Source organism: Bradyrhizobium genomosp. III (genome assembly GCF_000261705.1).
Classification (GTDB): domain Bacteria; phylum Pseudomonadota; class Alphaproteobacteria; order Rhizobiales; family Xanthobacteraceae; genus Bradyrhizobium; species Bradyrhizobium ottawaense.
In genome coordinates this window covers 1-11,781 of record NZ_AJQF01000363.1, presented here as the reverse complement: position 1 = coordinate 11,781, position 11,781 = coordinate 1, and the positions used below count along the sequence as shown (strand labels likewise).

General features: G+C 64.0%; 13 protein-coding genes. 2 read left to right on the top strand and 11 right to left on the bottom strand.

Annotated features, from left to right (window positions below):
* Positions 1 to 620: MATE family efflux transporter (locus IC66_RS0129425; protein WP_038950064.1), on the top strand; the 620-nt coding region annotated here is incomplete at its 5' end.
* A gap of 197 nt (positions 621 to 817) precedes the next feature.
* Positions 818 to 1,642, top strand: a complete 825-nt coding sequence (locus IC66_RS0129420) for a sulfite exporter TauE/SafE family protein (RefSeq protein WP_028142056.1) — start codon at positions 818 to 820, stop codon at positions 1,640 to 1,642.
* Positions 1,643 to 1,798: 156 nt separating this feature from the next.
* Here IC66_RS0129420 and IC66_RS0129415 read toward each other — a convergent pair whose 3' ends face one another.
* The 11 genes from IC66_RS0129415 to IC66_RS0129365 form a co-directional block, all read right to left on the bottom strand.
* Positions 1,799 to 2,587, bottom strand: a complete 789-nt coding sequence (locus IC66_RS0129415) for a 3-hydroxybutyrate dehydrogenase (protein WP_028142057.1) — start codon at positions 2,585 to 2,587, stop codon at positions 1,799 to 1,801.
* A 1-nt stretch (position 2,588) separates the two neighbouring features.
* The gene (locus tag IC66_RS0129410; protein WP_028142058.1) at positions 2,589 to 3,764 is read right to left on the bottom strand and encodes a DUF3734 domain-containing protein; all 1,176 of its coding nucleotides are present in this window, start codon (positions 3,762 to 3,764) and stop codon (positions 2,589 to 2,591) included.
* A gap of 77 nt (positions 3,765 to 3,841) precedes the next feature.
* Entirely contained in the window at positions 3,842 to 4,345 is a 504-nt protein-coding gene (locus IC66_RS0129405) for a CAP domain-containing protein (protein ID WP_018318739.1), read from the bottom strand.
* A 196-nt stretch (positions 4,346 to 4,541) separates the two neighbouring features.
* Complete coding sequence (locus IC66_RS0129400) at positions 4,542 to 5,576, bottom strand: sulfate/molybdate ABC transporter ATP-binding protein (RefSeq protein ID WP_028142060.1); 1,035 nt, start codon at positions 5,574 to 5,576, stop codon at positions 4,542 to 4,544.
* A complete protein-coding gene (cysW, locus tag IC66_RS0129395; protein WP_038950062.1) occupies positions 5,566 to 6,489 on the bottom strand; it encodes a sulfate ABC transporter permease subunit CysW in 924 nt (307 codons plus the stop codon). The genes IC66_RS0129400 and cysW overlap by 11 nt, the downstream gene beginning before the upstream one ends.
* A 10-nt stretch (positions 6,490 to 6,499) precedes the next feature.
* Complete coding sequence (gene cysT / locus IC66_RS0129390) at positions 6,500 to 7,336, bottom strand: sulfate ABC transporter permease subunit CysT (protein ID WP_081494297.1); 837 nt, start codon at positions 7,334 to 7,336, stop codon at positions 6,500 to 6,502.
* 37 nt (positions 7,337 to 7,373) lie between these two features.
* Entirely contained in the window at positions 7,374 to 8,375 is a 1,002-nt protein-coding gene (locus tag IC66_RS0129385) for a sulfate ABC transporter substrate-binding protein (RefSeq protein WP_038950060.1), read from the bottom strand.
* A gap of 120 nt (positions 8,376 to 8,495) precedes the next feature.
* Positions 8,496 to 9,227 (bottom strand): phosphoadenylyl-sulfate reductase, encoded by a 732-nt coding sequence (locus IC66_RS0129380; RefSeq protein WP_038950059.1) that lies wholly within the window; start codon positions 9,225 to 9,227, stop codon positions 8,496 to 8,498.
* The gene (locus IC66_RS0129375; protein WP_038950058.1) at positions 9,224 to 9,739 is read right to left on the bottom strand and encodes a DUF934 domain-containing protein; all 516 of its coding nucleotides are present in this window, start codon (positions 9,737 to 9,739) and stop codon (positions 9,224 to 9,226) included. The genes IC66_RS0129380 and IC66_RS0129375 overlap by 4 nt, the downstream gene beginning before the upstream one ends.
* On the bottom strand, positions 9,726 to 11,381 hold the full coding sequence (locus IC66_RS0129370; protein ID WP_038950057.1) for a nitrite/sulfite reductase: 1,656 nt from the start codon (positions 11,379 to 11,381) through the stop codon (positions 9,726 to 9,728). The genes IC66_RS0129375 and IC66_RS0129370 overlap by 14 nt, the downstream gene beginning before the upstream one ends.
* A gap of 11 nt (positions 11,382 to 11,392) precedes the next feature.
* Entirely contained in the window at positions 11,393 to 11,710 is a 318-nt protein-coding gene (locus tag IC66_RS0129365) for a DUF2849 domain-containing protein (RefSeq protein ID WP_028142067.1), read from the bottom strand.
* Positions 11,711 to 11,781 lie beyond the last annotated feature (71 nt).

Genomic DNA, 11,781 nt, shown 5'->3' with positions numbered 1-11,781 from the left:
TCGCCGTCTCGCTGCCGATCCTGCTGGTCGAGAGCTTCTACCTGCTGCTGTCCTACACCGACGTGCTGGTGCTGCAGCAGTTCCGCCCCTCCGACGAGGTCGGCGTCTATTTCGCGGTGGTAAAGACGCTGGCGCTGGTCTCGTTCATCCACTACGCGATGTCGGCGACTACGGCGCACCGCTTCGCCGAATACAACGCCAGCGGCGACAAGGCACGCCTGTCGGCCTATGTGACACATGCGATCAACTGGACGTTCTGGCCGTCGCTGGCGGCGACCATCGTGCTGCTCGCGCTCGGCAAGCCGCTGCTCTGGCTGTTCGGGCCGCAATTCGTGGTCGGCTACGACATCATGTTCGTCGCAGCGATCGGGCTCGTGGTGCGCTCCGCGATCGGACCGGTCGAGCGGCTGCTCAACATGCTCGGCCAGCAGAAGATCTGCGCGCTCGCTTATGCATTGGCCTTCGTGATGAACCTCGTGCTCTGCATCGCACTCGTGCCGCGCTACGGCGGCCACGGCGCCGCGGCCGCGACCTCGATCTCGCTCACCTTCGAGACGGTGCTGCTGTTCTGGATCGTGCGACAGCGGTTGGGGCTGCACGTGCTGGCGTTTGGTAAATAGGTATTACGGCGCCGCCCTTGCTCACTCCCCGTGGGGAACGACTGTTTCGCAGTGCGCCTGGGAACAACCGGAAACACCTCTCCATTTCCGACACGCAGCACAATTTTTCTTATTCCGCCCAAGCGGTTGCGCCCCGGGGAAAGTTTATTCTACGTCGTATTGCTCAACCGACGAGATCAACCTAAGATTCTCCAGACATGATCGATCCACTCTACGTCGCCTCCGGTTTCGGCGTCGGCCTGCTCGTCGGGATGACCGGCGTGGGCGGCGGTTCCCTGATGACGCCGCTGCTGATCCTGCTGTTCGGTGTTCATCCCTCCACCGCGGTCGGCACCGATCTGCTCTATGCCGCCGCCACCAAAACCGGCGGCAGCGTGGTGCATGGCTGGTCGCGCAGCGTGCACTGGCCGGCGGTGCTGCGGCTCGCCTGCGGCAGCATTCCCGCGAGCGCAGTGACGCTGCTGGTGCTGTGGAAGCTCGACCTCAGAAGCGATTCCGAGCGCAGCCTGGTTAATCTGGTGCTGTGCTTTGCGTTGCTGCTGACCGCGACCTCGCTGATCTTCCGCAAATCGATCATGGAGCGTTATCGCGGCCGGCTCGAACAGGTCGACGAGCGCACCACCGCGATTGCCACCGTCGTCACCGGAATCGTGCTCGGCGTGTTGGTGTCGATTTCGTCGGTGGGCGCCGGTGCGGTCGGCGTGACCGTGCTGCTGCTGCTCTACCCCCGCCTGCCCATGGCGACCATCGTCGGCTCCGACATCGCCCATGCGGTGCCGCTGACGCTGGTCGCCGGCATCGGGCACTGGGCGCTCGGCGACGTGGATTGGGCCCTGATGGGCGTGCTGCTGATGGGCTCGCTGCCCGGCATCATCATCGGCAGCTACAGCGCGACGCGGGTGCCGGAGACGGTGCTGCGGCTGACGCTTGCCAGCGTGCTGTTCGTGGTCGCAGGCAAGATCATGTTTGCGGAGCTGAACCTGTCGTCGGCGTTCGTGACGGCGCTGGCCTGGACGCATTGAGCGGCAGCGGACGCCTCCTTCTCGGTTTCGTAGGGTGGGTTAGCCGAAGGCGTAACCCACCTCTTTTGTTTCCTCGGGTAACAGAAGTGGTGGGTTACGCCGAGCAGATACGCTTCGCGTATCTGCAGGGCTAACCCACCCTACGGCATCGAGCCGTTACTCCGCCGTCCAGCCGCCATCGATCGAGAGATTGGTGCCGGTGATCTGGGCGGCATCATCGCCGCACAGGAACAGCGCCAATGCGGCGACCTGCTCGGACGTCACGAACTCCTTGGTCGGCTGCGCGTCGAGCAGAACGTCGTTGATGACCTGCTCGCGCGTCAGATTGCGCGCCTTCATCGTGTCGGGGATCTGCCGCTCCACCAGCGGGGTCCAGACGTAGCCGGGACTGATGCAGTTGCAGGTGATCTTGTGGGTCGCGACCTCCAGCGCCACGGTCTTGGTCAGGCCTGCGATGCCGTGCTTGGCCGAGACGTAGGCCGACTTGAAGGGCGAGGCGACCAGCGAATGCGCCGATGCCGTGTTGATGATGCGGCCCCAGCCTTTCTTCTTCATGCCGGGCACGGCGGCACGGATGGCGTGGAAGGCCGAGGACAGGTTGATGGCGATGATCTGGTCCCACTTCTCGAGCGGAAACTCCTCGATCGGCGAGACGAACTGGATGCCGGCATTGTTGACGAGGATGTCGACTGAACCAAAGGTCTTCTCGCCGAGCGCGATCATGCCGGCGATCTCGGCCGGCTTGGTCATGTCGGCGGGCGAATAGATCGCCTTCACCTTGAAGTCCGCCTCGATCTTCGCGCGCTCCTTCTCAATGTCCTCCGGCGTGCCGAAGCCGTTGATGACGACATTGGCGCCGGCGGCGGCGAAGGCGCGTGCATAGGCGAGCCCGATGCCGCTAGTGGACCCGGTCACGACGGCATTCTTGCCTGACAGACTACCCATTCTATTCGCTCCTTTTTGCCGGGGGCGCGGTGACGTCCCCCGTGAGATCGTAGGTCACCATGGTCTCACCGGACTGCGGCCGCTCGAGCCAGTCCTTGTGGCGCATCGACAGATGCACGTCGCGCACGCCGGCCTCCCAATGCTCGACCATGGCGACGTGCGAGAAGTCGTAATCCTTGGACGAGGATTCGTAGTTCTTGCTGCGGTAGATCAGATGCACGACGGTGACGGTGCTTTCGCGCGACACCTTCGCCAGGAATTCGACGGAAGGATCGTTCTTGAGATAATCCGGCAATTTGCCGATCAGGTCGCGCACCGCCCTGCGGGCGTTGTGGATCTGCTTGTTCTTGTCGGTGTTCATCCGCGTGCGGCTGGAATAGCGGATGTCCTTCTCGCGCTCGGCGGCCTCCAGCAGCGAGGTCGGCAGATCGCCGCGCGCGGAAAACAGGTCGACCTGGAAGATCAGCATGTCGCGATCGACCTCGGCGTCGAGCACGTAGTCGAGCGGCGTGTTGGAGGCGATGCCGCCGTCCCAATAATGCTCGCCCTCGATCATCACGGATGGAAAGCCGGGCGGCAGCGCGCCGGAGGCCATGATGTGCTCGGGGCCGATGGTCTTGCCGAGCTTCTTGAACTCGTAATTGTCGAAATATTTGAAGTTGCCGGAGGTGACGCCGACCGCGCCGACCGACAGGCGCGTCTTCAAATCGTTGATGCGGTCGAAATCGACCAGACGCTCCAGCGTCTTCTTCAGCGGTGCGGTGTCGTAATAGCTCTCGGCCTGCGGGCTGCCGGGCGGCCAGAGCGGCGCCGGCGGAATCCGCGGCGTGAAGAAGCCGGGCACGCCGAAGGTCGCGATCAGCGCGGCACTGGTCGAATTGAACAGCTCGCGGCTGTGGTCGCTCTTGCCGATCGGTTTCCACGGCACCGGCGCGGAGACCATCTCCCAGAATTCCTTGAGCCGCTTGACGCGCGTCGGGCCCTCGTTGCCGGCGATGATGGCGGCGTTGACCGCGCCGATCGAGATGCCGGCGACCCATTCCGGCTCGAAACCGTGGCCGCACAGCGCCTGATAGGCGCCGGCCTGATAGGAGCCAAGCGCGCCGCCGCCCTGAAGGACCAGGACGCGTTGCGCATTCGCGGGGATGCTGGCGGATTCCGGGCTATGATCGATCATGCAGGAACAATAGCAAAAGGCGAGCCACCGTGGCGACCCTCCGCCGCGGCGTCAATGCATCCCGGATCAAGTCTGGCTTATCGGGGCTCGGTCGAGGCCAGGATCATGGTCCAGAACACCTTGTATTTGGTGCCGGGAGCATAGCTCGCCGCGATGCCCAATTTTGTGACACCGCCCTTGAGCATGTTGGCGCGGTGGGGCGGCGAATCGCGCCAGCCGGAAAACGCTTCCGCCAGCGTATGATAGCCGGCCGAGACGTTCTCGACGGCAACGGTGGCGGGATAGCCGCCGGTGGCAAGGCGCTTGGCCAGCGGCGCGCGGACGTCGTGATCCATCTTGTTGGCCGCAGCCATAGCCTGGGACTGGGATTCGGCGAGCCGCATCAGGTCAGGGTCGATGACGACGGTGCCGAGGGCGTTGTTCTGGCGGTATTGCGAGATCATGATGGCTGCCGCCTGCGCATCGAGCTTGGAGCCCGGGACCGCCATATCGGCATACATGGACGGCTGCTGGACCGGTGCCTCGTTGCCGGCACAGCCGGCAAGCAGCAAAGTGATGAGAATTGCGGCCGCAGCGCGCATGTAAAGCCCCCGAATGAGGGGCCGTTGTTGCATACCAACCGTGGCTGAAAGGTGAATTTTGAAGAAAATCGTTCCTGTCATTCCGGGGCAGCGCGTAGCGCTGAACTGTGGTGCGCAATCGCGCACCTGAGACTCTCGCGCGATAACCTCGAGATTCCGGGTTCGATGCTTCGCATCGCCCCGGAATGACAGAGCGTTAGCCCGCAAATATCCGGTAACGGCGCGGCTCGAGGCCGATGGTGTCGCCGGCGCGCAGTTCCTTGTCGCGGGGGGCGTCGATCTCGATGGTCTCGCCGCCCGACAATGCGACCTCGGCACGCTGCACGGGACCGAAATTGCGGACGTGTTGAACCGCGCCCTCGAAGGCGCCGCTGCCGGGGGGCCCGACCAGCATGTCATGTCGCCGCACGAACAGCTTTGACGCGCCAGGCGCAAGCCCGTCCGCCGCGAGGGTGAGCGGCCGGTCACCCAGCCTGATCACGCCGCCTTCGACCTGAACCGGCAGTTCGATGGACTCGCCGATAAAGCCGTGCACGAAGGCCGTCGCCGGGGTCTCATAGACGTCGTCGGGCGAGCCGATCTGCTCGATCCTGCCCTTGTCCATGACGACGACGCGGTTGGCGACTTCGAGCGCCTCCTCCTGGTCGTGGGTGACGAAGATGGAGGTGACGTTGATCTCGTGATGCAGCGAGCGCAGCCATCGGCGCAGTTCTTTCCGCACCTTGGCATCGAGCGCGCCGAAGGGCTCGTCGAGCAAGAGGATGCGCGGCTCGATCGCGAGCGCGCGGGCGAGCGCAATGCGCTGGCGCTGGCCGCCGGAGAGCTGGCTCGGATAGCGGTCGGCGAGCCAGTCGAGCTGAACGAGGTCGAGCAGCTCCTTGACCCGCGCCCGGATCGCGGCTTCGTCCTTGCGTACCGCGCGCGGCTGCACGCGCAGGCCGAAGGCGACGTTCTCGAACACGGTCATGTGGCGGAACAGCGCGTAATGCTGGAACACGAAGCCGACATGCCGCTCGCGCGCGCCCTGCGCCAGCGCGTCCTCGCCATTGAAGGAGACCTCGCCGGAATCAGGCCAGTCGAGGCCGGCGATGATCCGCAGCAGCGTGGTCTTGCCGGAGCCTGACGGACCGAGCAGCGCCAGCAATTCACCATTGTCGACCTTGAGGTCGACGCCGTCGAGGGCGGCAAAACTGCCGAACTTCTTGACGAGATTTTTGACTTCAATGGTCACTTGCGTCGTCTCCTTCGTCGAGGTGACGTTCGAGAACCGTCTTTGCGATCAGCGTGATCAGCGCCAGCATCGCCAGCAGCGAGGCGATCGCGAAGGCGGCGACGAACTGGTATTCGTTGTAGAGGATCTCGACCAGCAGCGGCATCGTGTTGGTCTCACCGCGGATATGGCCTGAGACGACGGAGACCGCGCCGAACTCGCCCATCGCGCGCGCATTGCAGAGCAGGACGCCATAGAGCACGCCCCATTTGATGTTGGGCAGGGTGACGCGGAAGAAGGTCTGCAAGCCCGAAGCGCCGAGCGAAACCGCGGCCTCCTCCTCCTGCGTGCCCTGCTCCTGCATCAGGGGGATCAGCGCGCGCGCGACGAACGGGAAGGTCACGAAGGTGGTGGCGAGCGCAATGCCGGGCACGGCGAACAGGATCTGGATGTCGTGATCCCTGAGCCAGCCGCCGAAATAACCCTGCGCGCCGAACAGCAGCACGAAGACGAGACCGGAGATCACCGGGCTGACCGAAAACGGCAGGTCGATCAGCGTGATCAGGAAGGTCTTGCCCGGGAAATCGAATTTTGCAATCGCCCAGGCGGCAACGAGGCCGAAGACAAGGTTGAGGCCGACCGAGATCGCCGCGACGATCAACGTCAGCTTGATCGCGGCCAGCGCCTCCGGCTCGGCGAGCGCGGAGAGATAGGCGAGGATTCCCTTCGAAAAGGCCTGCGCGAACACGACCACCAGCGGCAGCACGACGAAGACGGAAAGAAAGATCATCGCCAGCGCGATGATGGTGATGCGCACCGCGCGCGGTTCGGTGCGCAAATTGTCTTGCGCCGCCGCCGCATGTGCCCGTGCTTTCGCACGTGCCTTGGCGTCGGGAGCCGAGAGCGACACGGAGTCTGCGATCTGCATCGTCATCGCATCCTCCTCAGCGCGCCGGGATTCGGCTCCGCGCCCAGCGCTGGAGCCGGTTGACGGCGAAAATGATGACGAAGGAGACGACGAGCATGACCACAGCGATGGCGGTCGCGTCGGCGTAGCGAAATTCGGACAGCCGGATCACGATCAAGAGTGGCGCGATCTCGGAGACATTAGGCAGATTGCCGGCAATGAAGATCACCGAGCCGTATTCACCGACCGCGCGGGCAAAGGCGAGCGCGAGCCCGGTGAGCAGCGCCGGCGCGAGCGAGGGCAGGATCACGCGGATGATGGTCTGCCAGCGGCTGGCGCCCAGGCTGCCCGCGGCCTCCTCGATCTCGGGGTCGAGATCCTGCAGCACCGGCTGCACCGTGCGCACCACGAAGGGAATGCCGATGAAGATCATGGCGACGAAGATGCCGACCGGCGTGAACGCCACCTTGATGCCGAGCGCCGCGAGCGGCGCCCCGAGCCAGCCCTTCTCGGCGAACAGCGCGGTCAGCGCGACCCCGGCGACCGCCGTCGGCAGCGCGAAGGGCACGTCGACGATGGCGTCGAACAGCCGCCGGCCGGGGAAGCGGTAGCGCACCAGCGCCCAGACGATGATGCTGCCCATGACGAGGTTGACGCAGGCCGCCGCGAACGCGAGGCCGAAGGAAACCCGCAGGGCATTCAGGGTGCGCCGGCTGGAGAGGATGTTCCAGAATTGCTCGGGGCTGAGCTCGAGCGATTTCAGGAACAGCCCGGCGAGCGGAATCAGGATGATGATCGACAGCCAGGAAAGCGTCAGTCCCATGGTGAGACCGAAGCCCGGCAATGTCCGGCGTCGTGCTGCGCGTGCGCTCACCAGGCCCCCTGCTAAAGCCCATTAAGACAGCGCCAGATCAATTCTTATAGATCTGGTCAAAGATGCCGCCGTCGGCGAAATGTTCCTTCTGCGCCTTGGTCCAACCACCGAAAACGTCGTCGATCGTGAATAGTTCGACCTTTGCGAAGGCATTTTCGTATTTTTTGGCAATCTCGGCATCGCGCGGGCGGTAGAAGTTGCGCGCGGCGATCTCCTGCCCCTCCTTGGTGTACCAATACTGGAGGTAGGCATCGGCGGCGTTGCGGGTGCCCTTCTTGTCGGCAACCTTGTCGACGATCGCGACCGGCGGTTCGGCGAGGATGGATTGCGGCGGCGCCACGATCTCGAATTTCTCCCGGCCGAATTCCTTCAGGGCGAGAAACGCCTCGTTCTCCCAGGCGAGCAGCACGTCGCCGACGCCGCGCTCGACGAAGGTCACGGTGGCGCCGCGCGCGCCGGTATCGAGCACCGGCACCTGCTGGTAGAGCTTTCCGATGAAGTCCTTGGCCTTGTCGGCGGCGCCGTATTTCTTCTGCGCAAAGCCCCAGGCCGCCAGATAATTCCAGCGCGCGCCGCCCGACGTCTTCGGGTTCGGCGTGATCACGGCAACGCCCGGCTTGATCAGATCGTCCCAGTCCTTGATCGCCTTGGGGTTGCCCTTGCGCACCAGGAACACGATGGTTGACGTGTAGGGCGACGCATTCTGCGGTAACCGCTTCTGCCAGTCCGTCGCCGTGAGGCCCTTGCCGGCGATCGCGTCGATGTCGTAGGCGAGCGCGAGCGTCACCACATCGGCCTGCAATCCGTCGATCACCGCCCGCGCCTGCGAACCGCTGCCGCCATGCGACTGCTTGATCTCGACGCTCTTGCCGGTTTCCTTCTGATAGGCATTCGCGAACGCCTTGTTGAATTCGGCATAGAGCTCGCGCGTCGGATCATACGACACGTTGAGCAAATTGATGTCGGCAGCGAGAGCCGCGCTTGCCACAAAAACCGTCGCGAGAAGTCCTGCAGCGAGCGGAACGATACGGCGCATCATGTCCATCTCCATTCACTTCGATGACATCGGTGTCAGCGAAGGCAGGCGAAACTCGCGGCGAAACGCACTTAAGTCAACGAAACCGGATTTTCTTGTTCGCAGCGTGGCAGCGTGACTGTGCTACGAAGTCTTCATCGTGTGGATGCCGCATTCTGTCTTGGCCCGGCCGCGCCAGCGACCGGCACGTTCATCCTCACCTTCGGCCGTTCTGCTCGTGCAAGGCATACACCCAACCGACAGGAAACCGGAGGCGGCCAGTGGATGACGCGGCAATTTGGCGCGGACGAAGATGGCCTCGAGTTCCTCGCGCGAGACGTTGGCGAAGGGGTTGAACTTCAACCGCACGCCATCGTCTTCAACCACCGGAATGTCGGCGCGCGCATTGCCCTGGAAGCGCTTGCGGCCGTTGATCCAGGCCGAGAACGGCTTCAATGCCCGCGCCAGCGGCTCGACTTTACGAATGCGACAGCAGGCATCGGGATCAGAGAACCAGAGATCGCGGTCGGCATCTTCGCGCGCCAGCGTCTCCTCCGCCGGTTTGATCGAGCGGACGTCCTTCAATCCAAGCGTCGCGATCAGCGTGTCGCGATAGGCCAGCGTCTCCTCGAACAGCCAGCCGGTATCGAGGAAGATCACGGGGATCGCGGGGTCGACGTCCGCCATGACCTTCAGCAGCGTCGCCGATTCCGTGCCGAACGACGACACCAGCGCAAGCTTTTCGCGCCCGACCGTCTTGAGCGCCGCGGCGACGATCTCCGCGGGCGAGGCATCGCGCAGCGCGCGATCGAGTTCGTCCGCCGACGGCAGCGCAGAGGCGGACGTCGGCGAAACCTGAGGCGCGATCGCGTTCACGTGCCGACGCCTTCGGAATGGCGCAGCTGCATGCGCCGGTGCAAGGCCGTGATGCGGCCGTCGCCGGTCGGCTGGTAGAACACCGAATAGCGCTTGGCGGTCTGCATGAAGGCTTCCGCGTCGGCCTGCTTCTTGACGTCGAAGGCATCGAAGCCGGCGCGCAGCATGAACACGAACTGGTCGCGCAGCACCTGGCCGGTGGCGCGCAATTCGCCTCGGAAATTGTAACGCTCGCGCAGCAGCCGGGCCTGGCTGTAGGCGCGGCCGTCGCGGAAGGTCGGGAACACCAGCGCAACGACGGCGATCTTGCCGAGATAGGGGACCAGTTCGGCGATGTCGCGGTTGTTCGGCCAGATCACGCCGACCTTGCCGGCACGCTTGAGCAGCGCATCGGCCTCGCCGATGAAGCGCTCGGCCGGCACCAGGATGTCGCCGCCCTTGGGCAGCGGCGTGTCGACGGCCAGCTTGACGAAGCTGTCGTCGGCGATCTTTCCGCCGTTAACGAGTGGCATAAACGCGCTCCTTGAAGGGGTCGACGCCGAGGCGTTTCACTGTGTCCATGAACAGCTCGTCCGGCCGCTCGCGCAGCGCCAGATAGGCTTCCACGATGTCCTCGACGACGTCGGCGACCTCGTCGAACTTGACGCCCGGCCCGATCAGGTTCCCGAGCGCGGCGTTTTCGTCGGCACGGCCGCCGATGGTGATCTGGTAGACTTCCTCGCCGTTCTTCTCGACGCCGAGAATGCCGATATGGCCGACATGGTGATGACCGCAGGCGTTGATGCAGCCTGAGATGTTGATGTGGAGCCGGCCGATCAGGTTGGCGAGCTCGTGGTTGGCGAAGCGCCGCGTCAGTTCCTGCGCGATCGGGATCGAGCGCGCATTCGCCAGCGAGCAATAGTCGAGACCCGGGCAGGCGATGATGTCGGTGATCAGGTTGACGTTCGGCGTCGCGAGGCCAAGCTTGTCGAGCGCCTTCCACAGCGCCGGCAGATCGCGCTTGGCGACATGCGGCAGTGCCAGGTTCTGCTCGTGGCCAACGCGGATCTCACCGAAGGAATATTTGTCGGCGAGATCGGCCAGCGCATCCATCTGCTCCGCCGTGGCATCGCCCGGAGGCGCGCCAATCGGCTTCAGCGAGATCGTGACGATGGAGTAGCCCTGGTTCTTGTGCGGGGCCACCGAGTTCTTGCGCCACGCTTCGAAATCGGGATCGGCCGCCGCCTGCCGAAGTTCGTCCGGCATGTGCGGGAGCTTTTCGTAAGGAGGATAGGTGAAGCGCGAGCGGATGTCCTCGATCACCTCGTCGTCGATCTGGAGCGAGGAGTTGCGGATGTGCTGCCACTCCTCCTCGACCTCGCGGGAGAACTTCTCGATGCCGAGCTCGTGCACCAGGATCTTGATGCGCGCCTTGTAGATGTTGTCGCGACGACCGTACTGATTGTAGACGCGCAGGATCGCCTCGATATAGCTGAGAATATCGCGGCCGTGCACGAAGTGCTTGATGGTCTTGGCGATGAACGGCGTGCGGCCAAGACCGCCGCCGACCAGCACCTCGAAGCCGGTCTCGCCCTTTTCGTTCTTGATCAGGCGAAGGCCGATGTCGTGGATCTTGATCGCGGCACGGTCGTGGTCCGACGCGGTGATCGCGATCTTGAACTTGCGCGGCAGGAACGAGAACTCCGGATGCAGCGTGGTGTGCTGGCGGATCAGCTCCGACCAGATGCGGGGATCCTCGATCTCGCCCGGCGCGACGCCGGCCCACTGGTCCGAGGTGACGTTACGCATGTTGTTGCCGGAGGTCTGCATCGCATGGATGCCGACCTTGGCGAGATCTTCCAGCGCGTCCGGCAATTCGGCGAGCTTGATCCAGTTGAACTGGATGTTCTGCCGCGTGGTGAAATGGCCGTAGCCGCGGTCGTATTTGCGCGCAACATGGGCGAGCGCCCGCAGCTGGTTCGTCGCCAGCGTGCCATAGGGGATCGCAACGCGGAACATGTAGGCGTGCAGTTGCAGATAGACGCCGTTCTGCAGGCGCAAGATCTTGAACTCGTCCTCGGTGAGCTCGCCGGAGAGGCGCCGCTTCACCTGGTCGCGGAACTCCGAGACGCGCTCATTGACGAGCGTGCGGTCGATTTCGTCGTAAGCATACATAAGAAAGCGCCTTAAACCTGGGCCGACTGTCCGATGGTCACACCGGTGCGGCGGATCTGTTCGCGCAGATTGCCGGGTTCGATCTTGCCGTCCGCGCCGACCTGCACCGGGGCGATATAGGGACCGATCGCGCCGACGTCATCGGCGACGGACTCCGCAAGCAACGCCTTGGCCTCGTCGGAGTTGCGCACGATCGCAGCTTCCGACAGGTCCGGGGACCAGCTCCTGGCGGCGGTGCGATAAACCACGATGCCGTCCCAGGTACGGTTGGCGGTCACGATCGAGGGGCCAGCGATCTTGATCTTCTTCTGTTCAAGCGGAGAGGTCATTCGGCTGCATCCAATAGGTCAGAGATGATTTGCTTTGGGGTTTCGCGACGAAGGGAACCGGCATGCCGGAC

Coding starts and splice junctions, on each gene's coding strand:
- IC66_RS0129420 (WP_028142056.1), top strand. CDS start 818: ATGATCGATCCACTCTACGTCGCCTCCGGTTTCGGCGTCGGCCTGCTC.
- IC66_RS0129415 (WP_028142057.1), bottom strand. CDS start 2,587: ATGGGTAGTCTGTCAGGCAAGAATGCCGTCGTGACCGGGTCCACTAGC.
- IC66_RS0129410 (WP_028142058.1), bottom strand. CDS start 3,764: ATGATCGATCATAGCCCGGAATCCGCCAGCATCCCCGCGAATGCGCAA.
- IC66_RS0129405 (WP_018318739.1), bottom strand. CDS start 4,345: ATGCGCGCTGCGGCCGCAATTCTCATCACTTTGCTGCTTGCCGGCTGT.
- cysW (WP_038950062.1), bottom strand. CDS start 6,489: ATGACGATGCAGATCGCAGACTCCGTGTCGCTCTCGGCTCCCGACGCC.
- IC66_RS0129385 (WP_038950060.1), bottom strand. CDS start 8,375: ATGATGCGCCGTATCGTTCCGCTCGCTGCAGGACTTCTCGCGACGGTT.
- IC66_RS0129375 (WP_038950058.1), bottom strand. CDS start 9,739: ATGCCACTCGTTAACGGCGGAAAGATCGCCGACGACAGCTTCGTCAAG.
- IC66_RS0129370 (WP_038950057.1), bottom strand. CDS start 11,381: ATGTATGCTTACGACGAAATCGACCGCACGCTCGTCAATGAGCGCGTC.
- IC66_RS0129365 (WP_028142067.1), bottom strand. CDS start 11,710: ATGACCTCTCCGCTTGAACAGAAGAAGATCAAGATCGCTGGCCCCTCG.